General features: G+C 64.2%; 19 protein-coding genes. 7 read left to right on the top strand and 12 right to left on the bottom strand.

The window, feature by feature from the left end:
• Positions 1-124: 124 nt before the first annotated feature.
• The 3 genes from ABLV49_RS00445 to ABLV49_RS00455 form a co-directional block, all read right to left on the bottom strand.
• The gene (locus tag ABLV49_RS00445; protein WP_349279638.1) at positions 125-1,642 is read right to left on the bottom strand and encodes a CHAD domain-containing protein; all 1,518 of its coding nucleotides are present in this window, start codon (positions 1,640-1,642) and stop codon (positions 125-127) included.
• Between the two features lie 25 nt (positions 1,643-1,667).
• Positions 1,668-3,032 (bottom strand): RNA-guided endonuclease IscB, encoded by a 1,365-nt coding sequence (iscB, locus tag ABLV49_RS00450; RefSeq protein ID WP_349279639.1) that lies wholly within the window; start codon positions 3,030-3,032, stop codon positions 1,668-1,670.
• Between the two features lie 379 nt (positions 3,033-3,411).
• Positions 3,412-4,476 carry a DMT family transporter gene (locus ABLV49_RS00455; RefSeq protein WP_349279641.1) on the bottom strand — a complete coding sequence of 355 codons (1,065 nt, stop codon included), beginning with the start codon at positions 4,474-4,476 and terminating at the stop codon, positions 3,412-3,414.
• Between the two features lie 350 nt (positions 4,477-4,826).
• Between ABLV49_RS00455 and ABLV49_RS00460 the strand changes: the two genes are divergently transcribed.
• Positions 4,827-7,631: a PAS domain-containing hybrid sensor histidine kinase/response regulator gene (locus ABLV49_RS00460; RefSeq protein WP_349279643.1), complete on the top strand. Its 2,805-nt coding sequence runs from the start codon at positions 4,827-4,829 to the stop codon at positions 7,629-7,631.
• Positions 7,632-7,664: 33 nt separating this feature from the next.
• Here the strand turns inward: ABLV49_RS00460 and ABLV49_RS00465 are convergent, their stop codons facing one another.
• The 3 genes from ABLV49_RS00465 to ABLV49_RS00475 all read right to left on the bottom strand — a co-directional run bounded on the left by ABLV49_RS00465 (position 7,665) and on the right by ABLV49_RS00475 (position 10,090).
• Positions 7,665-8,183, bottom strand: coding sequence for a flavin reductase family protein (locus tag ABLV49_RS00465; RefSeq protein WP_349279645.1), 519 nt, complete (start codon positions 8,181-8,183; stop codon positions 7,665-7,667).
• A gap of 112 nt (positions 8,184-8,295) precedes the next feature.
• Positions 8,296-8,592: a hypothetical protein gene (locus ABLV49_RS00470; protein WP_349279647.1), complete on the bottom strand. Its 297-nt coding sequence runs from the start codon at positions 8,590-8,592 to the stop codon at positions 8,296-8,298.
• Between the two features lie 130 nt (positions 8,593-8,722).
• Positions 8,723-10,090, bottom strand: coding sequence for a D-amino acid dehydrogenase (locus ABLV49_RS00475; protein ID WP_349279649.1), 1,368 nt, complete (start codon positions 10,088-10,090; stop codon positions 8,723-8,725).
• Positions 10,091-10,201: 111 nt separating this feature from the next.
• Here ABLV49_RS00475 and ABLV49_RS00480 point away from each other — a divergent pair, with 111 nt between their 5' ends.
• From ABLV49_RS00480 to ABLV49_RS00490, 3 genes are all read left to right on the top strand, one after another.
• Positions 10,202-11,116 carry a LysR family transcriptional regulator ArgP gene (locus ABLV49_RS00480; protein ID WP_349279650.1) on the top strand — a complete coding sequence of 305 codons (915 nt, stop codon included), beginning with the start codon at positions 10,202-10,204 and terminating at the stop codon, positions 11,114-11,116.
• Between the two features lie 140 nt (positions 11,117-11,256).
• Positions 11,257-12,507 carry an ABC transporter substrate-binding protein gene (locus ABLV49_RS00485; RefSeq protein WP_349279652.1) on the top strand — a complete coding sequence of 417 codons (1,251 nt, stop codon included), beginning with the start codon at positions 11,257-11,259 and terminating at the stop codon, positions 12,505-12,507.
• A 125-nt stretch (positions 12,508-12,632) separates the two neighbouring features.
• The gene (locus tag ABLV49_RS00490; protein ID WP_349279654.1) at positions 12,633-16,307 is read left to right on the top strand and encodes a GAF domain-containing protein; all 3,675 of its coding nucleotides are present in this window, start codon (positions 12,633-12,635) and stop codon (positions 16,305-16,307) included.
• Positions 16,308-16,417: 110 nt separating this feature from the next.
• Here ABLV49_RS00490 and ABLV49_RS00495 read toward each other — a convergent pair whose 3' ends face one another.
• Positions 16,418-16,840 (bottom strand): universal stress protein, encoded by a 423-nt coding sequence (locus ABLV49_RS00495; RefSeq protein WP_349279656.1) that lies wholly within the window; start codon positions 16,838-16,840, stop codon positions 16,418-16,420.
• A gap of 81 nt (positions 16,841-16,921) precedes the next feature.
• The gene (locus ABLV49_RS00500) at positions 16,922-17,788 is read right to left on the bottom strand and encodes a metallophosphoesterase (protein ID WP_349279658.1); all 867 of its coding nucleotides are present in this window, start codon (positions 17,786-17,788) and stop codon (positions 16,922-16,924) included.
• Positions 17,789-17,976: 188 nt separating this feature from the next.
• Here ABLV49_RS00500 and ABLV49_RS00505 point away from each other — a divergent pair, with 188 nt between their 5' ends.
• Positions 17,977-18,153, top strand: coding sequence for a hypothetical protein (locus ABLV49_RS00505; RefSeq protein ID WP_349279660.1), 177 nt, complete (start codon positions 17,977-17,979; stop codon positions 18,151-18,153).
• Between the two features lie 37 nt (positions 18,154-18,190).
• On the opposite strand, the gene ABLV49_RS00510 is transcribed toward ABLV49_RS00505, so the two are convergent.
• Positions 18,191-19,087: a LysR family transcriptional regulator gene (locus tag ABLV49_RS00510; RefSeq protein ID WP_349281546.1), complete on the bottom strand. Its 897-nt coding sequence runs from the start codon at positions 19,085-19,087 to the stop codon at positions 18,191-18,193.
• A gap of 207 nt (positions 19,088-19,294) precedes the next feature.
• On the opposite strand from ABLV49_RS00510, the gene ABLV49_RS00515 reads away from it, so the two are divergent.
• On the top strand, positions 19,295-19,816 hold the full coding sequence (locus ABLV49_RS00515) for a hypothetical protein (RefSeq protein ID WP_349279662.1): 522 nt from the start codon (positions 19,295-19,297) through the stop codon (positions 19,814-19,816).
• Positions 19,817-19,972: 156 nt separating this feature from the next.
• On the opposite strand, the gene ABLV49_RS00520 is transcribed toward ABLV49_RS00515, so the two are convergent.
• From ABLV49_RS00520 to ABLV49_RS00530, 3 genes are all read right to left on the bottom strand, one after another.
• A complete protein-coding gene (locus ABLV49_RS00520; RefSeq protein ID WP_349279664.1) occupies positions 19,973-21,841 on the bottom strand; it encodes a phosphoenolpyruvate carboxykinase (GTP) in 1,869 nt (622 codons plus the stop codon).
• Between the two features lie 481 nt (positions 21,842-22,322).
• Positions 22,323-22,973, bottom strand: coding sequence for an ABC transporter ATP-binding protein (locus tag ABLV49_RS00525; RefSeq protein WP_349279666.1), 651 nt, complete (start codon positions 22,971-22,973; stop codon positions 22,323-22,325).
• Between the two features lie 106 nt (positions 22,974-23,079).
• Positions 23,080-23,247: a hypothetical protein gene (locus tag ABLV49_RS00530; protein WP_349279668.1), complete on the bottom strand. Its 168-nt coding sequence runs from the start codon at positions 23,245-23,247 to the stop codon at positions 23,080-23,082.
• A 127-nt stretch (positions 23,248-23,374) separates the two neighbouring features.
• Here ABLV49_RS00530 and ABLV49_RS00535 point away from each other — a divergent pair, with 127 nt between their 5' ends.
• The gene (locus ABLV49_RS00535; RefSeq protein WP_349279670.1) at positions 23,375-23,839 is read left to right on the top strand and encodes a glycine zipper family protein; all 465 of its coding nucleotides are present in this window, start codon (positions 23,375-23,377) and stop codon (positions 23,837-23,839) included.
• Position 23,840 lies beyond the last annotated feature (1 nt).

Consider the following 23,840-nt stretch of genomic DNA (forward strand, 5'->3'; position numbering starts at 1 on the left):
CCACATGCCCAAGCCCGGCTGGATTCCCGCCTTCGCGGGAATGACGCGGGGAGTGCGTGTCTGAGCCAGGTAGCTAATCAGGTGAAATGATGCAAAAGTGGCTCGATTTCGAGCGGCTGGCCGGTCAACGCGGGCCTGGCTGCCCGGCGGCCACGCCGCGCAGGAATTCGGCCAGTCCCGGGTCGGCTTCGAGGCGGGCCGCCAGCCCCGCCGCCTGCGCCATGTCGCGCGTCGCCCCGATGCCGGTCTGCAGCGCGGTCGCCCTGGCGCGCCAGCGCTCGGCCTGCCGCCGGGGCAGCAGGGGGCGCAGGGCTTCGATGCCGTAGCGCAGCCGCTTCGAGAGAATGCGCGCGCGGTGCTGGCTCTCCAGATGTGCGGTGTCCTCAAGCGCCAGCTTCATCTTTTTGTGCAGGCGCGTGATGCGCTGCCTGGCCCAGCGGCGCAGGGATATTTTCAGGTCGGCTTTTGCATTGTCCGGCCCCTTGCTTGCAGGCAGTTGTTCCAGCCATTGCGTGATCGCCAGCAGCGTCGCGCCGACGGCAGGCGTTTGCAGCGCATGGCGCACGGACTTGCGCTGCAGCAGGGCGGTCTGCGTCAAGGCCTGGAGCATCGCCTGCCATTTCTCTTCGCGCTGCGCATTGCCTGCCGTGTAGGCGGCCGCAAGCGGCGGCAGGGTTTCGCTCAGGGCCACGTCAAGGTCGCGCAGTTCGCCCACGAACATCAGCAGCGGCTCCAGCGACTGCCAGGCGGGCGCCGCCCCATGGGCTGCCAGCGCGGGCCGGAACAGCCGCCACGCACTCCTGAAACGCCGCCAGCCGACGCGGGCCTGGTGCACCACCTCGGGGTCGTCCGAGCGGGTCAGCGTGTTCAGGTTGCTGGTGAACTGGCCGAACATTTCGCGCAGCACGCACTGCGCGGCCACCGGCAGGGCCATGCCCCGCGTCAGCGGCGGCGGCTGGGCGCGCAGTGGCAGGTTCTGGGCGTCCTGCAGCAAGGCATAGCCGCGCTCGGCCTTGCTGGCGTTGAGCGGCAGCACCGCGACGCTGCGGGCGATTTGCCGGGCGATGTCGAACAGCGCGGCCGGCTGCCCCGCGAGCAGTTCGAGTTCCAGCTCGCAAATGGGGGCGCGCCTGTCGCCGGCCACGACCTGTCCGATGTCCAGCGACACCTCGACGATGCTGCCACCGCGCTTGCGCACGGTCCAGCTGGTGCGCTCGAAAGTGGTCACGATGCACGGCGCCAGCGCCTTGAACACGCTGCCGTCCGGGTCAAGGCCTGACCACGGCGTGGCTTCAAGCGCCTGCCGTGCCAGCTCGGCGCCGGGCACGGGCAGCTCCCATTCGCCACGCTGGCTCAGGGCCGAGTCGCTGCGGCCGCCCATCTTGAGGGTCTGCAGCCATGACGGGTTCGCGTCGCTGCCCACGCGCCGCAGCCGCAACGCGACACGCTTCTGGTGCAGGCGCTGCCCGGGGGTGTCGTAGTAGATGTTGTGCAGCTGCTGGCGCGTCGCTTTGCGGCGCGCCAGCACGGGCGTCTGCGCGAGCCGCTTGGCCAGGCCTGCCAGCCCGGACGGGCCGGACGTGGGCAAAGCCAGCTTGAGTTCGATTTCTTCCTGAGAGGGGGCAAGGGGGTGTTTTTTCATCGAAATGCGCGTGAAACCTCGGCCTTCAGGCCGAGGAGGTAGAGCGCGGGATGCGTAGCATCCTTGACTTTGGTGGCGTACCTATTGCGTCCGTTTTTGCCACCAGTGAATAACCATATCCATCGCCGCGCTGCACCACTGTGCAGTAACGGTGAGAGACGCCTTGAACCAAACCGCTGCTGGTCTGGATGTTGAAACTGCCGCTGGCGCGAACCGCCACCTGCCCGGTGTAGCTACCGGTCTTTTTCCCTTTGGTGACTTCGGCTTTCACCATGTCGCCAGTCTGAAAGTCTTGGATGCTTTTTGAACGGGTCAGATAACCGCGCACGCAGCCGCACTTGTCCAGCCGGGTGCGCTGATAGCTTCCGCGGCCCATAGCCTTAAGGCACAGGGTCGGCTTTTGCCAGTCAGTGATGCCGCCCATCTCCCCCACGCAAGCGGCGTCCAGCGCATGGGTCTTGGGAATGTTGAACTGGCTTCGGTTGAATTTGGTTTTGCCACCGGATGCGGTTTCAACCACCAAGCCCGTAGTTTTGAGGGCATTTACCAAGGCCCAACGGGTGGAATTCACCGCTGCAGCATCCTTGAGTGGCCGTTTGGCCTGTCCCAAAATACGTTTGAGTAGTTCCGGCTTCCTGGCCAGAAACACCGCAACGGGCAACGCTCCTTTTTTCTGGTTACAACACTGGCAAGCCAGCGTGAGGTTGCTGAGGCGATCTGAGCCGTTTTTCGACTTCGGGTGGATGTGGTCCATTTGCAGGGGCACGTTCCTGGCACCGCAGTAGGCGCAAGTCCGGCCCCACTTTTCCAGCAGGTACTCCCGGACTTCGTATCCCGCCAAGGTGCCTTGCTGGTACTGTGCGCCTTCAATTTCAGGGCTCTCCAGCGCCTGCATGTCAAAGCGCACCAGCTCACTGCTGATGGCAGATACCGGGGCCAAACGCTGGAGCCGATTCACCCAAGCCATGCTGGTATCCACCCGGTGTTGCAGGCTCGGGGCCAGCCAGCCTGACTTTTGGTTGCCTCGGTTCAGGAACCGGGGCGCACGGTAGCGAAGTTTGCTGCGCCGCAGTCTGCGGTGCCCACGCCGTGCCATGAGGGCTTCGCTGATCTGTTTGCCACGATGCACCAGCTCAAACAAGTTGACCACGGCCACCCCGTTAGCCACCGTTTCCCGCACCAAAGCGATTCCGGTGGTTTTACTGCCCGGATCGAGTTTGACGCGCAGCGCCTGAAACTCGCAGTCTTCGGCTTCGCGGTCAACGACGCGAATCGTGAACGGCATGACCTTGTGTACTCGCGCCCGCCCGCGTTCGAGCAGCAGTCTGGCCCGCTTCTCGGTACACGGCATCAGTGGCCTGGCGCCTCTATCTAAAACAAACACTGCCATTTCAAATCCTTCTGCCCTTACGGGCCTTGTGACGTAAGCCTTTCGGCAAATCTCCCCTCGGGAATGTCAGCAACCGGCTCCTACCCTTGCGAGTAGCGACAAAGACCTTCGACCCTTTACCTTTGGTCTGCATGTTCCAAGCCTTGCAGAGCAGCGAACTGAGGAAGCATTCGCTGGTGCGTCTTAACGACCTGCTGCTAACGTAGCGGGTTGGTTACCGCTTTCCCTGTTTCAACCCAGCTTTTTGGATTTCTCCTCAAGCTCCGCCCTTTAGGGTGGGGTAGTTGACGGAGGGCGTTGGCTGAAGCTGCATGAAAAATATTGCGCCAATACGGTTGAAAAAGCCAGCGCCCGGGCGTAAGCAATTGACACGGGCCGTTCAATGCGGGTGCGGATGCCGGTGGTGAATGTCCGGGTAGTGGGCGTGGCTGTGGGCCAGCGCCTCGTGCTGGTGTTCATGCGCATGCGGCGATTTTTCATCCCAGGCGAAATCATGCGCATGCCGGTGATGCGCGTCGTGCCGGTGCGCGTGGCTGTGCCGCAGCGGCTCGTGCGTGTGTACATGCGCATGCCGCTCGCTCAGGTGCAGCCAGACGCCAAAGCCCATCAGCGCCGCCGCTGTCCAGAACAGCAGGCCCGGCATGTCGGGCCAGATGGCCAGCGAAACCAGCACGCCGAACAAAGGCGCGACCGAAAAGTAGGCGCCGGTGCGCGCGCTGCCCAGCGTTCGCAGCGCCACCACGAACAGGCTCAGGCTCAGCCCGTAGCCCAGGAAACCCACGACGCCGGCATAGCCCAGGGCCGGCGCGGCCGGCAGCACCGCGCCGCCGGACAGGGCGATGGCGGTGTTGCCCATGCCGGCCAGCAAGCCCTTGAGGCAGGCCAGCAGCAGGGCGTCGTTGGCCGACACCTTGCGCGTCAGGTTGTTGTCCAGCGCCCAGCACAGGCAGGCGCCGGCGATCAGCAGGGCGCCGGGCGAGAACGTCGCGCCGCCCGGCTCCCAGGACAGCAGCACGCCGCCCAGCGCAATCGCCAGCATGCCCAGGACGATGCGGCGGTCGGCGTTTTCCCGGAAAGCCAGCCAGGCGATGACCGCCGTCAGCATGCCTTCGAGGTTCAGCAGCAGCGAAGCCGATGCGGCGCTGGTCTGCGCCAGGCCGAGCATGAACAGCGCCGGCCCCAGCAGGCCGCCCGCGACGATGGCGCCCAGCAGCCAGGGCAGCTCGGCGCGCGCAATGTGCAGCCGCGTGACCGGCTGGCCGCGAAGGCGCTCGCGCAGGCGCCGCAACAGCAGCAGCATGCCCAGTCCCAGGCCGCTGCCCAGGTAGAGCAGGCCGGCCAGCAGCAAGGGTGGCATGTTGCCGGCCAGCAGCTTGGCCAGGGGCGTGCTGGCGCCGAAGAGCAGCGCCGAGGCAAGGGCGGGAAAGGCGGAACGAAGCGACATGGCGGGAACCTGGATATAGCTTGTCATGACGGGAAGATAACCTGCCAGACGCTCGGCAGTTTGATGCAAGAGAGCCTTGACGCGCAACCGGGGGTGCCCTGGCCGGTTTCAAAGAAGCATTCAGGCCTGCTGCCTGCGCCGCCGATAGCTGCTTTGACTGCGCGGTCTATCGGGCGTCGTCAAGGCCATCCGCTGCAAAACAGTAACAATTTTTGAGCGACCAAATGTTAGCGGTTGCTGCTTGATTGCATTAGCATGCAACGATGTAACGGTCTGGAATTATTTAAAGAAATCAAATTTTGGCTGACCCATCCAAAGCATCAACCGGCTTTTTAAAGGGTGCTGGCATTGTGCAAACCCAGATGCGGGCGCATGACTGGTCCACCTCCGGGCTGGGCAGTCCTGCTTCCTGGCCGCAGTCGCTCAAGACGGTGGCCGGCCTCATGCTTCACTGCAGAACGCCGGTGTTTCTGGCCTGGGGTCCGGAATTGAGCCTTTTGTACAACGATGCCTACCTGGACATCCTCGGAGAAAGGCACCCGGCGGCGCTGGGCCGGCCTTTGTACGAGGTCTGGGCCGAAATCCGGGCCGAGATCGAACCGCTGGTCAACCAGGCATTGTCCGGCGAGCCTGTCTATTTTGAAGATGCTGTTTTTACCCTGCGACGCAAGGGTGCGGACGAACAGGCCTGGTTCAGCTTTTCGTATGCGCCTGTCGATGGCCCGGACGGCACGGTTGCCGGGCTGTACTGCAACCTGACGGAAACAACGGCCAAGGTGCTGGCGGAAAAAAACCGGCAGGCGGAAACCCGTCGGCTTTACAGCCTGTTTGAACAGGCGCCGAGTTTCATGGCCGTGGTGCACGGCTCCAGCCATGTCTATGAACTGGCCAACAGCGCCTACCTTCGGCTGGCGGGGCGCCAGGATCTGGTCGGCAAAACATTCCGTGAGGCAGTCCAGGGCATTGAAGACCAGGGCTATGTCGCGCTGCTGGATCAGGTCTATGCCACGGGCCAGCCCTTCATCGGCAACAGGATGCCGGTCATCATTTCGCAGCCAGCCGGCGAGCCGCTCGAGCAGCATTTCGTGGATTTTATTTTCCAGCCCATCACCGGCCCGGATGGCATCGTCAACGGCATTTTCATTGAAGGCAACGACGTGACGGAGCATGTCCGCACCGAGGACGCATTGCGGGAAAGCAAGCGCAGCGCCCTGGAAACGGCCCAGCAGCTGAACGCTTTGCTGCAAGCCGCGCCGGTGGCCATCGTTATGGCGGACATGCACGGAAAACCCCTGCGCTTCAATCCGGCCAGCCGCCAGCTCTGGGGCGACCATCCGGCGTCGGAAAGCATTGCCGGCTACGCTGAGCGCAAAGGCTGGTGGGCCGACGGCTCGGCCCGGCATGGCCGCCAGCTTGAAGCGCACGAATGGGCGCTGGCCCGCGCCCTGCAAGGCGAGGAAGCGCCGCGCGACACCGTCGAGATAGAACCTTTCGGCGAACCCGGCGTTCGCCGGACCATCCTGAACTGCGGCGCGCCGGTACGCAACATTGACGGAGAAATCATCGGCTCCGTCATTGCCCAGATGGACATCAGCGACCGTGTCAAGGTTGAAGCCGCGCTGCGCGAAACCGTCACCCAGTACCGCACCATTGCCAATGCCATACCGCAGATCGTCTGGGCCACGCGTCCCGACGGCTACCACGACTACTTCAACCAGCAGTGGTACGACTACACCGGGGTTCCCAAGGACTCGACGGTCGGGGAGGGATGGAAGAAGCTGTTTTATCTTGAGGACCAGCTACAGGCGGCCAAAAACTGGCGGCACAGTCTGGCCACCGGCGAACCCTACGAAATCGAATACCGCTTGCGCCACCACTCGGGCCAGTACCGCTGGAACCTGGGCCGGGCCCTGCCGATTCGCAACGAGCAAGGCGCCATTGTCCGGTGGATGGGTACCTGCACCGATATTCATGAACAAAAGCTGGCGCAGGAGGCTTTGCTGCAGGCCGACCGGCTCAAGGACGAGTTCCTGGCCATGCTCGCCCACGAACTGCGCAACCCCCTGGCGCCGATTGCGACGGCTGCGCACTTGCTGTCCACGGGCACGCTGGACCCTGAAGGGCTGTCGCGATTGAGCGAAGTGATTTCACGCCAGACCCGGCACATGACCCGCCTGATTGATGATCTGCTGGATGTATCCCGCGTCACCTGGGGCCAGGTCACGCTGGACAAAAATCCGCTGGACATGAAAAGCCTCGTCACCGAGGCGGTCGAGCAGGTCAGGCCCTTGCTGCAGGCCAAAGCGCAGCATCTGGACATCCAGCTGTCCCCGGGGCGCAGCCTGGTTTCGGGCGACCGGATGCGGCTGGTCCAGGTGCTGGCCAATGTGCTCAACAACGCCGTCAAGTACACGCCCGACGGGGGTCGTATCACCCTTCGCGTGGTCGAGGACGACAGCCACCTGACGGTTTGCGTGCGCGACAACGGCATCGGCATGTCCCGCGAGCTGCTAGCCATCGCCTTTGAGCTGTTCACCCAGGGCGAAAGAACCTCCGACCGCACCCAGGGTGGGCTGGGCATCGGCCTGGCCCTGGTCCAGAGCCTGGTTCACCTGCATGGTGGGACGGTCAGGCTGCACAGCGAAGGGGCCGGACTGGGCAGTGAGCTGACGATGGTCCTGCCGCGCCTGCCGCGCCTGCCGCAGGACGACGGGCCGCGCCGTTTCGATGCTGGCGATGCCCTGGCCTTGCCGCCGGCCCGCGAATCGCTGCGCGTCATGGTGGTCGATGACAACGTCGATGCCGCGCGGCTGCTGGGCATGTTCGTCGAACTGCTGGGACACGAGGTTTTCGTGCAGTTCCACCCGGCCAGCGCCATTGAATGCGCGCACCAGGTCCAGCCCGACATCTGCCTGCTCGACATCGGCCTGCCCGACATGGACGGCTATACGCTGGCGCGGCAGTTGCACCGGATACCCGGCATGGAAAACACCGTACTGGCGGCGGTCACCGGCTACAGCCAGCCCAGGGACAAGCAGGCCGCGTTCGCCGCCGGCTTCAACTTTCACTTTGCCAAGCCCATCAGCGCGCAGCAGCTGGAGTCGTGGCTGGCCGATGTGACCAGGGGCCGGGAAAGCCTGTCAACCAGCCCCTGAGCGGGGGTCAATCAGGGCAGCAGCGCCCGCAGCTCAGAGCGGATGCTCGGTGTAAAACCTGCCGCCGTGGAACAGCAGCGGCGCGGCGCCGGCGCGGTGGCTGCAGCGCTCGACCTCGCCGACAAAGATCACATGGTCGCCTTCTTCGTAGCGGCTGCGGTTGAAGCATTCAAAGGTCGCGGCCGCGCCGTCGAGCAGCGGCGCGCCGCCAATCCCTTCGGTGAAGGCCACATCCGTCCAGCGGTCTTCGCGCCGGCTGGCAAAGCGCTCGGCCAGCTCTTTCTGGTCGGCTGCCAGGATGTTGATGGCGTAGTGCGAGCCGGTGCTCAGCGCAGCCATCGAACTGGCGGCCTGCGACAGGCTCCAGAGCACCAGCGGCGGGTTGAGCGACACCGAATTGAATGAATTGGCGGTCAGGCCGACCAGCACGCCGGCCGGCGTGCGCGCGGTGACGATGGTCACGCCGGTGGCAAACATGGCCAGCGAGGCACGGAATTCCCGGGGAGAAAAGCTCGGGCTGCTCGCTTTGCGAAGGGGGGAGAGGGGCGACATAGGAGGCTAATTTAACTGAAAGCCTCCGGTGCGCGCCGGTTGCGGGGCTTGCGCTGCCTTTTTTCGGCGCAGCGCGCTGCGCGTTGCAAGACCCGAATCCGCCCGCGAACCTTCAAAGCTTTTTGTAGGTCCGGTCCATTTCCGGCGCCTTGCTGGTGTCCTTCAGGCCGTCCTTGACATCCTGCGCTGCCTGCTCAATCAGCGGGCTGGTCTGGCCGCTGGTCATGTCGCTGGCCTGGTCACGGTCGCGCGGCAACTCCAGTGAAGCCTCGACCGACGCATCCTTGAGGTCAGGCTGCCGGCCGGTCAACGGCTTTTGCGGCTGCGGGTTTTTTGCGGGCATGCCCTTGCCGGCGGCGGGCTGGGCGGGCGTGTTGGCGGGGGAAGTGCTGGATTTTTGCTGAGTCATCACGCCACTGTTGCCGGCTTTGCCGGCGCCCGCTGTCAGCGTGGAAAAGCATTCTCTGTAGGAGAACGCAACCAGCGCAACCAGCGCGACAAGGCGGCCATGGCAGCAAGGGAAGCGAGCGCTCCCCGGCTCAGGCGACCGACAGTCCCGGCTGGCGGCGGGCGCGGTCGAATCCGTAAAAGCCGAAAGCCATGGCCGGCACTTCGCCGCTGAGGAGTTCGGCCATGGCCTTGCCCGAACCCGCGCCGTGCGTCCAGCCCAGCGTGCCGTGGCCGGCGTTGACCCACAGCCGGTCCACCTTGGTCTTGCCGATGTAGGGGATGTTGGTCGGCGTGGCCGGGCGCAGGCCGGTCCAGAACTGCGGCTGGCCGCCTTCTTCTTCCAGCCGCGTGTCGCACACGCCGGGCAGCACTTCCTCGATGCGCCTGGCCAGCATGTGGCACCTGGCCTTGGCCACCGGCGTGTCGAGCGACAAATCGTAGCCGCCGATTTCAATCGTTCCGGCCACGCGCAGCTCGTTGCCCAGGCGGCTGATGGCGCACTTGACTTCATCGTCAATCGTGCTGACAAAGGGCGCCAGTTCGGGCTTGAGCAGCTTGAAGGTGGCGCTGTAACCCTTGCCGGGGTAAATCGGCAGATCCACGCCGACGGTGCGCAGCAGCGGCGCGGTGTACGAGCCGCAGGCCACCACCACCGCATCAGCCTTCAGATGCGTCAATTGCGTGACTTTGGCATCATTTTGGCCTTTTGCGCTGGTCCCACGGGCGCGTATAGCTACTGAATTAATAGCATTGCCGGTTTTTTCAAGCCGCACCACGTCATGGCTGTACAAAAACTGCACGCCGCGTGCGGCGCAGCGCTGCGCCAGCGCCTGGGTGAAGACCCGGGCATCGCCGCTTTCGTCGCTGGCGGTGTAGGTGCCGCCGACGATGCGGTCGGCAAAGGCGCTGAAGGCCGGCTCGATCTTCAGCAGCTCGGCGGTGGAAACCACGCGGCGCGCCACGCCGTATTTGCGCATCAGGGCCGCCGCGTCGCCGGCGGTGTCGAACGATTTCTGCTCGGTGTAGTAGTGGGCGATGCCGCGCTCCAGCCGGTTGTACTCGATGCCGGTGGCGCGCACCACGTCCTTGAGCGCGGCGTGGCTATAGGCGCCCAGGGCGACGAGCTGCTGCACGTTGCGCTCGAAGGCGGCGTCGTTGCACTGCGCCAAAAACTGCAGGCCCCAGCGCCATTGCTGCCAGCCTTCGCCAAACGGCAGCTGCGGCCTGAACAGCAGCGGCGCATCGTCGCGGAACATCCATTTCAGCGCCTTCAGCGGCGCGTCGCGGTTGGCCCAGGGCTCGCAGTAGCTGACGGAGATTTGCGCGGCATTGGCAAAGCTGGTCTCCAGCGCGGCGTCTAGCTGCCGGTCCACCACCGTGACTTCATGCCCGCGCTCCAGCAAATGCCAGGCGGTGCTGACACCGATAATGCCCGCGCCCAAGACCACGACTTTCATGACAATCCCCTTTTCTGAAGTTGCCAAGTGTGCAGGAGCTTGCCGCCAGATAACAGTCAAATTAAACTGTCAGCAAAATCATCAGAGCCACTAATACTGAAAGCCGATGTAATGAGCACTTTTGACCCGGATGCGCTGGAATGCCTGGCGGCCATTGTGGAAGAGGGCGGTTTTGAACGCGCGGCGCGGCGCTTGTCGATCACCCAGTCGGCGGTGTCGCAGCGGCTGCGCGCGCTGGAGGCGCAGGTCGGCACCGTGCTGATCGTGCGCAGCCGTCCGCTGAAGGCCACATCGGCCGGCCAGCTGCTGCTCAAGCACACCAAGATGCTGCGCCTGCTGCGCGCCGACCTGGAGCGCGACCTGAAGGAGCTGGCGCCCAGTTCATTGCGCGGCGCGCGCGAAGACGAACGCATCTCGATTGCCATCAACGCCGACAGCATTGCCACCTGGGCGCTGCCCGCCCTGACCGGGCTGGCACAGCAGGGCCTGCCGATGGAAATCATCACCGACGACCAGGACTTCACCCACGAATGGCTGCGCCAGGGCCAGGTGCTGGGCTGCGTCACCACGCTCAAGCAGGCTTTGCGCGGCTGCAAGGTGGTGTCGCTGGGCGCGATGGAATACGTGGCCGTCGCCACCGCCGCGCTGGCGCGGGAGCGGTTGGGCTTTGATGCGCTGACGGCGCACAACTTTCGCGAGATTCCGTTCGTCGCCTTCAACCGCAAGGACGACATGCAGAGCGAATTTGTCGGCAAGGCCTTTGGCCTGAAGCGCGTCATGCTGAACCAGCTGTTCGTGCCCTCGTCCGAGGGCCAGGTGCGCGCCGTGCTGGCGGGCTGGGGCGCCAGCGTGCTGCCGCGCCTGCTGGCGCAGGAGCTGATCGACCAGGGGCTGCTCGTCAACCTGGCACCCGCCTGCATCCTGCCGATCCAGCTCTACTGGCACTGCTGGAACCTGGAGTCCGAAGTGCTCGATGCCCTGACGGCCGCCCTGACCGAGTCGGCAGGGCTGGCGCTGGTGGCCTGAAGCGCCTGCGCTCAGCCAAGGGGACCGCAGGCGCCTGAAGTCCCTTTCCTGCAGGCAGCCGTGTTTCACGGATAGGGAAAGCCTGCTCCTCCGGAGCTACAAACTGTTTCATATACTTGGCTACCCCCAGGAGAAAAACGATGGCCTTTTTGAGCTTCACCGGCCTGCGCGCCGCAACCGGCATTGCCGCCGCCATGGCCGCCGCGCTTGCTTTTTCGCTGCCAGCCAGCGCGCAGGAGAACCCGCCGGCGGCACAAAGCGCACCGGCCAATACCCTGAAAATCGGCGTCATCGGTCCTTTCACGGGGGCGTCGGCAGACTTTGGCATCCCCATGCTCAACGGCATCCAGCAGGCCGTGGACGAAATCAACGCCGGCGGCGGCTACCTGGGCCGCAAGATAGAAATCGTGCGCAAGGACGACCAGGCCAATCCCGATGTCGGCCTGAAGCTGTCGCAGGAACTGGTGGCCGAAAAGGTTGTCGCCACCATCGGTTTTTGCAACACCGGCGTCGCCGCCAAATCGCTGGAGGTGTACCAGACCCACCAGTTGCCGCTGATCATTCCGTGCGCCACCGGAACGCCGCTCACGGCCAAATACCCGGGTCCGGCAAGCTACATCTTTCGCACCTCGCCCAGCGACGGCATCCAGGCGCCGTTCGTGGTCGAAGATATTCTCAAGCGCGGCTGGGACAAGGTCGCCATATTTGCCGACACCACCGGCTATGGCGAGGCGGGCCTGAAGGACGTTGAAGCCGCACTGGCCGCCAGGCAACTCAAGCCGGTGCATGTGGCCCGGTTTGAGCTGGGCGTGAAAGACCTGGGCGAGCAACTGAAGGCGGCCAGGGCAGCCGGCGCCAACGTGGTGTTCAGCTACACGGTCGGGCCTGAAAACGCCGTGATCGCGCGCGGGCGCCAGGCGCTGGGCTGGAAGGTGCCGCAGGTCGGCGCCTGGACGCTGTCCTTTCCTTTTTTCATTGAAGGCGGCAAGGAAGCCACCGAAGGCGCGCTGATGGCGCAGAGCTTCATTGCCGAGCCCAGCAACGAGCGCCGGGCGTCTTTTCTGACCAGCTATGCGCGCAAGTACAAGGTCAGGAAAATCCCGGTCCCGATGGCCGCCGCGCAGGGCTATGACGCGGTCTATGTTCTGGTGCATTCGCTGTTCGGCATACGCGACGGCAAACTCACCGGCCCGGCCATCAAGGCGGCGCTCGAAGGCAAAAACCGCCCTTACTACGGCGTCATCGCCACCTACGAGCAGCCCTTCAGCAAGCAGGACAAGGAGGCCACCACGCAAAACATGCTGGTCATGGGCATGGTGAAAGATGGCGCGGTGACCTTTGCCTACCCCGAGGACGCCAAGCGCAACCTGTTTGTCCAGCGCAAGCAGTAAATACACCCGTGCAGCAAGCATGCCAGTCATCCATGCCGGCCTGAAAGTCTGTACGTGCGCCCATGCCTGGTCATGCCGGCGCCCCGTCTGGCAGGGTTCCCGGTGAGAACGACAGGGAAACCGGAATGCTGAGCCGGCTGGGCCTTCGTTCCCGCCTGATGCTGCTGGTGCTGGCGGCCCTGGTTCCGGTATTCAGCCTGTTCACCTGCTCGGCTGCAAAAAACCAGCAAGCCGTGCTGGCGCTGGCCCGGGCCAGCCTGCAGTCCCAGGCCTTGCTCGCGGCCGCGCACCAGCAGCGCCTGGTCGAGCGGGTGGCCCAGCTGCTTGGCGACATCGCCAGCGGCCCCTCCATCAAGGACCCGCGAAATCGCCTGTGCGTGCAGTTCCTCAAGAATCTGCAGGCTCAGGACCCTGGCTATTCCAATCTGGGCGTCGCTGATCTGGACGGCCAGCTTTCCTGTGACGCGGTTAACTCCGGCGCCCCGGTCAATCTGGCCGACCGAAGCTTCTTCAGGCAGGTACTTGGCGGGCAGGCGTTTTCGGTCGGCGACTATGTGGTGTCGCGCTCAAGCGGCAGGCCCGGCATGGCTTTCGGCGTGCCGGTGTACAGCGGTGAAGGTGTCCTCAACGGCGTTGCGTTTGCCGGCATTGCCATTCAGGAGTTTGCCGGTGTCCTGGCCGCCGAGCCGGTCGTCGAAGGGGCGCGGTTGCGGGTGCTCGACCGCAACGGCATCGTCCTGGCGGCGCATCCGCCCGCTGCCGGCCTGGCTGGCAGCAGGGAGCCGGACGCCGTGGTGCTGGGCGCCCTGCGGTCGTTGCAGCCGGAGGTGCGCGAGGCGGCGGATGCCGGCGGCATTGAGCAGGTGTATGCCTTTGCCCCGGTCAGTGGCTCGCAAGGCGGACTCTTCGTGGCCATCAGCGTGCCGCGCGATGTCCTTACAGCCGCGCCGCGCGCCTTGCTGCTGGCCGATCTTGCCGCGCTGCTGGGCGTGACGGCTTTTGGCATGGCCTGCGCGTGGGCCATGGGCAAGCGCCTGGTGGTCAATCCGGCCAATGCCATCCTGGCAGAAGCCAACGAAATCGCGCGCGGCAATCTTCATGCGCGCGTCACGCTCGGCCGCTGGAGCCAGGATGAGATTGGCCGCCTGGGACTGGCTTTCAACCGCATGGCGCAATCCCTGCAAGCGCAATGCAGTGAGCGGGACGCGGCCCTGCGCCAGGCCGACACAGAGCGCGCCATGCGTGACCTGATCCTCAACAGCATGAGCGAAGGCGTGATTGCCGTCGATGCCGGCGGCCGGTTCATGCTGTTCAATGCCGCTGCGCGCAAGATATTTTGCGTGCCAGCGGCCGACATGCTGTTTGATGAATGGCGCAAAATCAACCCGCTGAGGATGCTTGATGGACAAATCATGGCGTCTGACGGGCCGCTGAGGCAGACCCTGCGCGGCGTCAGCATCGACAAGCTGGACCTGGTGTTTTCCAGCCCTGACAGCCAGGACCGCATTTTGAGAATGAGCACCCGGCCCTTGCTTGGCCCGCAAGGCCAGCAGATCGGCGCCCTGGCGGTGTTCATTGATGTCACCCAAACCAAGGCGGCAGAACATTTTGCCCTGGCGCAGGAGAATGTATTGATACTCATCGCGGGCGGCGCAGCGCTGGGCGAATCGCTTGAAGCGATTGTGCGGCTGATCGAAAAGAGCGCGCCGCAAAGCCTGTGCTCCATTCTGATGGCCGAAGGCGGACAGCTGCGCCACGGCATTGCGCCCAGCTTGCCGCCAGACTTTGTCCGGGCGATTGATGGCTTGCCGATTGCCGAAGGGGTTGGGGCCTGCGGGACGGCGGCGTTTCGCAAGGAAAGCGTGATCATTGAAGACGTTACGCAGGACGCGCGCATGCACGACTACCAGGAACTGCTGGCCGCCCACGGCTTGCGCGCCTGCTGGAGTACGCCGGTGGTGGCCGGCGATGGCAAGGTGCTGGCGACCTTCGCCATTTATCGCCGCGCGCCCGGCGGGCCGCTTCCCGCCGACCTGGCCTTGATCGCCACGGCCACCCGGCTGGCACGGCTGGCGCTGGAGCGCGCCCGGGTCAAGGCAGAACTCATCGGCAGTGAAGAGAACTTTCGGGAACTCGCGGAAAACATCGAAGACGTTTTTTACAACGTGGATGTTCACCACGGCAGCCCGCGCCTGCGCTATGTCAGTCCACGCTACGAGAAGGTCTGGGGCCGCAGCTGCGAAAGCCTGTACGCCGCGCCCGTCTCCCGTGCCGATGCCGTGCTGCCCGAAGACCGGCACGTCATGGTGCGCGCCGATGCGCGCAATGCGGCGGGGCAGAACGCCAGTGTGGAGTACCGCATTCTTTCAACCGATGGCCGGACCCGCTGGATACGCGACCGCTCTTATCCCATGTTCAATGCCACCGGCGAGGTGGTCCGCGTGGTGGGGACGGCGCGCGACATCACCGAAAGCAAACTCGCCGAAATCGCATTGGTCAGCACCCACCGGGCGCTGCAGATGCTGAGCCGCTCCAGCATTGCCATCAACCGCATCCATGACGAGGCCGGCTTGCTGGCCGAGGTGTGCCGCGTGGCGGTGGAGGTGGGCGGCTACCGCATGGCCTGGGTGGGCTATGCCAACGATGACGAGGACAAAAAGATCCGGCCGGTGGCCCATGCGGGCAGCGAATTGGGTTACCTCGACGTCATCACGCTTTACTGGCGCGATGACCTGCCCGGGGGGCAGGGGCCTGCTGGCCGGGCCATCCGCACGGGACGACCGCAGCAAGTCAGTGACATCAGCAAGCCGGGCAGCCAGTTCCACTGGACCGATGCTGCGGTGCAGCGCGGTTATCACAGCGTCCTCATGCTGCCTTTATGCAGCGAAAAGCGCAGTTTTGGGGTGCTGTGCCTGTATGCCGGACAGGTTCAGGAGTTTGCCCCCGAAGAGGTCAATCTTCTGCAGGAGCTGGCCGACAACCTGGCGTTCGGCATTGTCAGCCTGCGCACCCGGCTGGAGCGCAGTCAGGCGCGCGAGGAAGTCCTGCAGCTCAACGCCAGTCTTGAAGAGCGGGTCGAGCAGCGCACCGCGCAACTGAGGTTTGCCAACCAGCAACTGGAGGCGTTTTCCTATTCGGTCTCGCATGACTTGCGCACTCCGCTCAGCAGCATCGACGGCTTCAGCACCTTGCTTGAAAAGTCGCTGACCCGCCCGGACAGCGCGCCACTGACCGAGCGCAGCCGGCATTGCCTGGCGCGCATCCGTTCAGGCGCGCGGCAAATGGGCGACCTGATCGACGCCATGCTGGCGCTGGCGCAGGTGTCACGGTCCAGCCTGGCCTGGGAGGCGGTTGACCTCAGCACCAGTGCCGAGGCGCTGCTGTCCGGGCTGCACGAGCGTGAACCGGGCCGGATCGCCCGGCTGCAGGTCGAGCCCGGCATGAGGGTGCAGGGCGACCCGCGCCTGCTCAGGCAGGTGCTCGACAACCTGCTGGGCAATGCCTGGAAGTTCACCTCCGGCAAGGCCGAAACCTGCATCACGGTGGGCCAGATGGCCAGCGGCGAAGGTGAAAAGGCCTACTTTGTGCGCGACAACGGCGCCGGCTTTGACATGGCGTATGTCGGCAAGCTGTTTGGCGCCTTCCAGCGCCTGCATACCGAGGCTGAATTTGCCGGAACCGGCATTGGGCTGGCCACCGTGCAGCGCATCATTGCGCGCCACGGCGGCAGGGTCTGGGCGGAGTCGGTGCAAGGCGAGGGCGCCACGTTTTACTTCACGCTGGGCGCGGCGGCGGCCTGAGGCGCCGGCCCAAGGAGATTTTCAGGTCATTCAGGCCGTTTGCGCAGGATGTGTATGCTTGAGCAGCTACTATTTTGATAGTAAGTCAAGAACCCGCGCAGGCCGCCACCCTAGCGCACCAGCAGCACCGGCACCTTGCTGTGCGCCAGAACCTGGGTGGTCACCGAGCCCATGACCAGGTTGCCGAGCGCGCCATGTCCGTGCGAGCCCATGATCAGCAGATCGAACTTGCCCTCGTCGGCAAATTTGGCAATGGTTTCGCCGGCCGGACCTACCTTCCAGTCGCTTTTGGCAATGATGCCGTGGTGCTTGAGGAATTCGGCCACCGGCGCCATGACCTTGCCGGTTTCCTCTGCGTAATAGCCGTCCACGATTTCCTTGCCCACGGCCGCGCGCGCGTGTGGAGGCAAGGCGGGCTGCACCGTGAGAACGGCGTACTCATTCTTGGCATCAAACAGCGCGTCATGCGTGACCAGGTAGGCCAGCATTTTTTTGGTGTAGCTGCTGCCGTCAACGGCCAGAAGAATCTTCATGGAGTGCTCCTTGTTTGTTCAAAAGCTTAAGTTTAGCCACGGGCAGGCCTGCAGCCTGTAATTCCACCACCGAAAGACGGGCTATGGCTTGAGCGCAATGCACAGCGATGGCCGGAACGCCTCCTGCTCACCCTTGCGCGCATAGCCCAGCGGATTGGCGACCACGCGGCAGCCGTGTTTGACGTAGTCATTCGGGCAGTGCAGGTGGCCATGCAGCCACAGCCTGGCCAGCGGCAGCAGCTCGTCCAGCGAATTGCAGAATCCGGCCGTTCCCGGCGTGATGCCATAGCGCGGGTCGGCGCTCAGCAGGCTGGGCGCAAAGTGCGTCACCGCCACCGTGGGGCCGTCAAAAGGCTGCTCAAGCGCCCGGCGCAGCCAGGCCTGGCTTTTCAGGCTTTCCTCGCGCATGGCTTCGGCCAGCATCGGCTGGCCCTGGCGCAGGGCGTGGTTCTTCTTCAGGTAAAAGTTGGCGGCGCGAAAGGCTTTTTCGCGTGCCTTGAGCTGTTCGGCCAGCGTGATGCCGTCCGCCTGTGCCGGGCTGGCCGCAGCCTGGCGGGCCGTCAGCGCATCAAAATCGGTCCACAAGGTGCAGCCGACAAAACGCACGCCCTGCAGCACCACGGACTCGCGTTCCAGCCAGGTCAAGCCCAGGCGCCGGCAGGTGGCACGCAGCCGGGCATCGGCTTGCTCGAAATCCAGGCCATCGTACTCATGGTTGCCGGGCACGAACAGGACCGGCGTCGGCCAGCCCGCGCCGCCCTGCGCCACCGGCAGGGGCGAAAACCGCGCCAGGCCAAAGTCCTCGATGCCCAGGCTGCCCAGCAGGGAGCCGCCCTGGTAAGAGCCGATATCGCCCGCCAGCACCAGCAGGTCGGCGCCGGGCAGGGGCGTGGCCTTGAAGTGCGGATTCGATTCAAGGTGCAGGTCGGAAAGCAGCTGGATGTTCACACGGTCGATTGTGCGGGAAGGCCGGCCAGTCGTCCCGCTCCGGGCTTTTGCCGGTGGCCCGGCTTGCGGCATGAATGCCGCCATGCAGGATCGGCATGGCTTTGCGCCTTGCCTGGGCTTGTAAACCTAGGGAAAACCCTTACTCTGTAGGTATCGCAATTTTTAACACTGCCCAAGCAGTTTTTCCTATGTTCCGCATTCTTTCCAAAATCGCCGGTCTGATCTCTTTCAACAAAAGCCTGGCACCCGCCGGCGACGTTGCCCACCAATTGATGGAGCGCGCCGACGCCGGTGCAGGACGTGATCCCCGCCAGGCGCAGGAATTGCGCCGCGCCGCCCGCGCCTTCCTCAGCGTCGTTCGCTGAGTTTTGGGCCGAGGCTGAACGGCGCCGGCCGCTTTCTTCAGATCGAAAAGGCCTTTTCAGCCGCCCGCAGGACCGCCTGGCGCAGCCAGACATGCGCGCTGCGCTGCTCGGAGCGGCGGTGCCATAGCGAATCGACATGCACCGGCGACACGGCAAACGGCAGGGTCTGCAGCGCCAGTTGTTCGGCAATGCCGGTCACCCGCACAAAATGCCGTGGCAGCACGGTCAGCAGGTTGGAGTGGGCCACCACCCGGCCGGCGGTAAAGAACTGGTTCACCGTCAGTACCACGCGCCGCTCGCGGCCCAGCGCGGCCAGCGACTCGTCGATGAACCCGTAAGGCCGGCCGGAAAAACTCACCAGCATGTGGCGGGCGTTGCAAAAGTCGTCCAGGCTCAGCACGCCGCCGGCCAGCGGATGGTCCTTGCGCATCACGCAGACATATTCGCCGTCGTACAGCCGCTGGAAGAAAAACGGCATCGCCTCGCCGTTCTGCGCCTTGGCCGTCAGGTCGGGCACCACCGACGGGAAATAGCCGACCGCCAGATCGCAGGCTTGCTCGTCGAGCATCCGCCTGGGGTCGCGCGTGGTCAGCGGCACCACCCGGATGCTCACGCCCCGGGCTTCGCGCTCCAGGATTTCGGTCAGGCCCGGGATCAGTTCGGCCGCCGTCGCGTCGGCCATGGCCAGCACAAAGGCGGTCGTCGCCTCGGCGGCAACGAACTCGTTGGGAATCAGCGACGCCTGCAGCTGCCGCAGGGCCTCGCGCACGGCCGGCCAGATCACCACCGCGCGCGGCGTGGGCGCCATGCCCTGGCCGCTGCGCTGCACCAGCTCGTCGCCCAGCGTCTCGCGCAGCCGGCGCAAAGCATTGCTGACGGCGGGCTGCGTCAGCGACAGGTTGCGCGCCGCCCGCGTGAGGCTGCGCTCGGCCATGACCTCGTCAAAAACACGCAGCAGGTTGAGGTCCAGGGTGCGGAAATTGGGAGGGGTCACAAGTCTTCCTGTCGGCAGTCTGGGTTGTATATCACTAGTATGAATGAATAACATCACAGATATAAAGTTGAATGGTATTGGTAAAAACCCTAATATCCATCCATCTGCTGTCCATAAACCGTAGCAACACAGTTCAAGGAATCCATCATGACCCACTTTATCAATAACCCCTACTCTGACCATCACCACGGCGCCGACCGTGTCGAAGCCGTGATGGATGCCGCCCAACACCTGCCCGAAGGCATTGCCGGCAAACGCGGCGTCGCGCTGCTGCTGGGTTCCGCCATGGCGGCCGCCGTCATGGCCGTGGCTTATGAAGTCATGGACAGCGCGGATGAAAGCCATTTGCTGATGATCTGGGTGGGTTTGTGGCTGGCGCTGTTCGCGCTGCTTGCTTTCTTCGCCGGCGCGCTCCGCACCACGGGCATGCGCTTCAAGAGCAGCCTGGATGACTGGTCGCGCAGCATCGCTGAAGCACGCGCCGACCAGCGCCTGTGGGCCATGGCCAAAGCCGACTCTCGCGTCATGGCCGATCTGCAGATGGCCATCACGCGCAGCGAAGTCCAGGCCGAAGCGAATGCCGTCCCGGCTGCAACCGCAAGGGCCGAGCGTGCGCTGAAGTCACGCAGCTACTCGATACTGCGCGCCTATGAGCGCCATTACCTGTAAAACGCCCGTTCCCAGGAAGCCCCGCCAGCCAGGCGGAGCGTCATGAAAAAAGCCACCTGTCAGGTGGCTTTTTTGTGTCCGGGCGCTTTGCCCGGAACCCGGATGGGTTTCAGGCATGAGCGCAGGCAGCGCTCATGCCGCTGGCAACTGGCCGGTTCAGGCCGCCAGGCGGCGTTCGATTTCCGCTTTGGTCTCGCCCAGTTCCTTCGGCAGGTGGTGCTCAAGCTGCTTGAACAGCTCGGCATGCAGTTCCAGCTCTTTCAGCCAGGCGGCCTTGTCGATGCTGGTGACGGTGTTGAACTGATCGGCGCTGAAGTCCAGGCCGGTCCAGTTCAGGTCTTCGTAGCTCGGGCTGATGCCAGTCACATGGTCTTCGCCCTGGCCCTTGCCTTCGATGCGGTCGATCATCCAGGCCAGCACGCGCATGTTTTCGCCATATCCGGGCCAGACAAACTTGCCGTCGGCGCCCTTGCGGAACCAGTTGGTGGTGTAGATCTTCGGCAGCGTGGCGCCGGAAGCCGCGAGCTTTTTGCCCAGGTCCAGCCAGTGCTGGAAATAGTCGCTCATGTTGTAGCCCATGAACGGCAGCATCGCAAACGGGTCGCGGCGCACCACGCCGGCCTGGCCGGTTGCGGCGGCGGTGGTTTCGCTGCCCATGGTCGCGGCCATGTACACGCCTTCGACCCAGCTGCGCGCCTCGGTCACCAGCGGCACGGTGGTCGAGCGGCGGCCGCCGAAGATGAAGGCATCAATCGCCACGCCTTTCGGGTCGTCCCAGGCGCTGTCGAGCGCCGGGTTGTTGGTGGCGGCGACGGTGAAGCGTGAATTGGGGTGCGCGGCCTTGGCGCCGGTTTCTTTCGCGATTTGCGGCGTCCAGTCCTTGCCTTGCCAGTCGATCAGGTGGTCTGGCAGTGCCTTGCCGGGCGCGTCCTGCTCCATGCCTTCCCACCAGACATCGCCGTCGTCGGTCAGCGCGACGTTGGTGAAAATCGTGTTGCCGCGAACGCTGAGCATGCAGTTCGGGTTGGTCAGCATGTTGGTGCCGGGGGCCACGCCAAAGTAGCCGGCCTCGGGGTTGATGGCGTAGAGCTTGCCGTCGGCGGCCGGCTTGATCCAGGCGATGTCGTCGCCAATGGTGGTCACGCTCCAGCCGTCAAAGCCGGCGGGCGGCACCAGCATCGAGAAGTTGGTCTTGCCGCAGGCCGACGGGAAAGCCGCCGCCACATGGTATTTCTTGCCTTCGGGATTGGTCACGCCCAGAATCAGCATGTGCTCGGCCAGCCAGCCTTCGTCGCGGCCCATGTTGGACGCAATGCGCAGCGCAAAGCATTTCTTGCCCAGCAGCGCATTGCCGCCGTAGCCCGAACCGTAGGACCAGATTTCGCGCGTTTCGGGGTAATGCACGATGTACTTGGTCTTGTTGCAAGGCCACGCCACATCCTGCTCGCCTTCGGCCAGCGGCGCGCCCACGGTGTGCACGCAAGGCACGAAGTCGCCTTCAGTGCCCAGCACCTCGAACACGGCCTTGCCCATGCGCGTCATGATCTTCATGTTGACGGCGACGTAAGGGCTGTCGGACAGTTCGATGCCGATATGCGCAATCGGCGAGCCCAGCGGACCCATGCTGAACGGCACCACATACATGGTGCGGCCGCGCATGCAGCCGTCAAACAGCGGCTGCAGCGTCGCGCGCATCTCGCTGGGTTCCATCCAGTTGTTGGTCGGGCCGGCGTTTTCCTTTTGGGCCGAGCAGATGTAGGTGCGGTCTTCCACGCGGGCCACGTCGCTCGGGTCGGAGCAGGCCAGAAAGCTGTTCGGGCGCTTGGCTTCGCTCAGCTTCTTGAAGGTGCCGGCATCGACCAGTTGCTGGCACAGGCGCTGGTATTCGGCGTCGCTGCCGTCGCACCAGTACACGGCGTCGGGCTTGCACAGGAGCGCCATGTCGGCGACCCAGGCAATCAGTTTTGCGTTCTTGACGTAAGCGGGCGTATTGAGCGTAAGCCCTTGCATGGCAGGTTGGTTCATCGTGAAAACTCCAAAGTAAAAAGCGTGATTTCGATAAATGTCGGTCACTGACCGTGATTGACACGCGTCAAGGCCGGGACGTTTTTCGAAATAAGACTTTGCGCCGCTTCAATCCGGTGCTGTCATTCCCCTGAAAGGGACATGCAGCTTCTGCACATTGGGCGGCGCTCCCGGGTGCGAAAGGCTGCAGAGCCACAACTGAAGCAGCAGCGGTTCAGCTTTTTCGCCACGGGTCGGCCAGAAAAGCCATTTTAGGAACTTCGGAATCAGTTACCAAGCTGTTACTGGTAAAAGTTATGCAAAACATGCATGTGGTTATGCATGTTTTTCCAAAGGCTTACGCATCCATGACAGCGTGCCGGAAAATCATCCCGGCGAATCCAGCCGGGCATGATACCGGTGGCTAATTTGATATTGTTTTGATAGCTGCTAATGCCCGCTGGACATGCGCAAAAGGCCGATTTGACGCGAAATTACCGCGTCAAGCCCGCAGTTCAATCACCGCTGCCAGCGCCACGCCCGGCGGCGCTTCGTAATCGGCCACGACCCAGGCCCGGCCGGGGTGCCGGGCGGCCTCGGCCAGCATCTCCAGGAGGTAGCCGATGGACGGTCGATCCAGCGCCTTGAAGGGCTGGTCGAGCAGCGTCACCGTGGCGCGAGCGGCCAGGACTGCGGCCAGCAAGACCTTGCGCCGGGTTCCGGTGGACAGCATGTAAAGCGCCTTGTCCAGATGCGGCGCCAAGCTCAGGCCGGCAATGTGCGCCTGCAGCGCGTCCAGGTCGCAGCCGGGATGCGCTTGCGGCAGCGCGGCAAAGATCTGCCGGGCGGTCTGCGCGTCGAGCGCGGCATCGCGCGGGTCCAGCCAGGCGACCTGCCGCAGGTAGGCCGGCCGGTTTTCCGCCAGGCTGATGCCCTTGATCCGCAGTTGTCCGCGCATGTCGTTCGGAGGCAGGGCGCCGGCCAGCAACTGGAGCAAGGTGGTTTTGCCGCTGCTTTCATCGCCGCCCAGCCAGGTCACGCCGGGCCGCAACACCACGGACAGCTTGTCAAACAGCGGCGGCGCACTCTGCTGGGGATGGCTGAAGGAAAGCCCTTCGGCCATCAAAATGGGCGTTTCTGGTTCTGGATGCATGCTGTGAGCCTCGGTGCGTCAAGCGTTGGTGTTTTGTTTTGCCAACAAAAAAGTCCGCACGCTGCGGACTTTTTGGGCTGCCAGGCGAAGCGGCTGCAGAGCGGCTTCAGGCCATGTAGATGGCGATGAAGGCCAGCAAAAACATCAGCACGCCGCCCACCAGAGGCAGCACGATTGGAATCATCGGGACGATGGCGTCAACCGCATCCTGCTCTTCGGCCGGCGTCGGGCTGCTGTGGGCTGCGTTGGTCGTGTGTTGGGCTGAAGGGTTCATGGGAAGCTCCTGAAATGCTTGGAAAAACTTGGCCTGAGTTTACCTTTTTGAGGCGCCCGGCGGCGGCCCCTGAGCGCATTGGCCTTTTGCGCTACCCTTTGGCCATGTTTGTTTCTGGATGCAAACCATGAAGTCTTCAACCCGCGTTTTCTCGCTGTGCGCTGCCCCGGCGCTGGTTCTCGTGCTGGCCGGCTGCGCGAACAGCGGCGCCGGCAGCGCCTTGGCCAGGCCGGTGCTGTACCCAAATGCGACGCTCAACCGCGTCGGCGACGCGCAGGGCCGCATGGAAGCGAACGCCTGCATGTCCCGGGCGCAGGCCTCGGGTTTGAGTCCGATGCAAACCACCAATGAAGTCGGCCGCCGTGCAGGCGAAGGCGCGGCCATCGCCGGCGTGGCTTCGGCGGTCGGCGCGCTGATCACCGGCCGGGGCGGCGAGGGCATGCTGCGTGCCGGCGCGGCGGGCGCTGCCGTCGGCGGGTCGGCCGGTGCGGTCTCGGGCGCCTTTCACAATGACAAGCCCAACGGCGTTTATCGCAACTTCGTTCAGCGCTGCCTGAGCGAAAAGGGCTTTGAAGTCATCGGCTGGAACTGAC

The sequence above is a fragment of the Polaromonas hydrogenivorans genome (genome assembly GCF_040105105.1).
Classification (GTDB): domain Bacteria; phylum Pseudomonadota; class Gammaproteobacteria; order Burkholderiales; family Burkholderiaceae_C; genus Polaromonas; species Polaromonas hydrogenivorans.

Coding starts and splice junctions, on each gene's coding strand:
- ABLV49_RS00445 (WP_349279638.1), bottom strand. CDS start 1,642: ATGAAAAAACACCCCCTTGCCCCCTCTCAGGAAGAAATCGAACTCAAG.
- iscB (WP_349279639.1), bottom strand. CDS start 3,032: ATGGCAGTGTTTGTTTTAGATAGAGGCGCCAGGCCACTGATGCCGTGT.
- ABLV49_RS00455 (WP_349279641.1), bottom strand. CDS start 4,476: ATGTCGCTTCGTTCCGCCTTTCCCGCCCTTGCCTCGGCGCTGCTCTTC.
- ABLV49_RS00465 (WP_349279645.1), bottom strand. CDS start 8,183: ATGTCGCCCCTCTCCCCCCTTCGCAAAGCGAGCAGCCCGAGCTTTTCT.
- ABLV49_RS00470 (WP_349279647.1), bottom strand. CDS start 8,592: ATGACTCAGCAAAAATCCAGCACTTCCCCCGCCAACACGCCCGCCCAG.
- ABLV49_RS00475 (WP_349279649.1), bottom strand. CDS start 10,090: ATGAAAGTCGTGGTCTTGGGCGCGGGCATTATCGGTGTCAGCACCGCC.
- ABLV49_RS00480 (WP_349279650.1), top strand. CDS start 10,202: ATGAGCACTTTTGACCCGGATGCGCTGGAATGCCTGGCGGCCATTGTG.
- ABLV49_RS00485 (WP_349279652.1), top strand. CDS start 11,257: ATGGCCTTTTTGAGCTTCACCGGCCTGCGCGCCGCAACCGGCATTGCC.
- ABLV49_RS00490 (WP_349279654.1), top strand. CDS start 12,633: ATGCTGAGCCGGCTGGGCCTTCGTTCCCGCCTGATGCTGCTGGTGCTG.
- ABLV49_RS00495 (WP_349279656.1), bottom strand. CDS start 16,840: ATGAAGATTCTTCTGGCCGTTGACGGCAGCAGCTACACCAAAAAAATG.
- ABLV49_RS00505 (WP_349279660.1), top strand. CDS start 17,977: ATGTTCCGCATTCTTTCCAAAATCGCCGGTCTGATCTCTTTCAACAAA.
- ABLV49_RS00510 (WP_349281546.1), bottom strand. CDS start 19,087: ATGGCCGAGCGCAGCCTCACGCGGGCGGCGCGCAACCTGTCGCTGACG.
- ABLV49_RS00515 (WP_349279662.1), top strand. CDS start 19,295: ATGACCCACTTTATCAATAACCCCTACTCTGACCATCACCACGGCGCC.
- ABLV49_RS00520 (WP_349279664.1), bottom strand. CDS start 21,841: ATGAACCAACCTGCCATGCAAGGGCTTACGCTCAATACGCCCGCTTAC.
- ABLV49_RS00525 (WP_349279666.1), bottom strand. CDS start 22,973: ATGCATCCAGAACCAGAAACGCCCATTTTGATGGCCGAAGGGCTTTCC.
- ABLV49_RS00530 (WP_349279668.1), bottom strand. CDS start 23,247: ATGAACCCTTCAGCCCAACACACGACCAACGCAGCCCACAGCAGCCCG.
- ABLV49_RS00535 (WP_349279670.1), top strand. CDS start 23,375: ATGAAGTCTTCAACCCGCGTTTTCTCGCTGTGCGCTGCCCCGGCGCTG.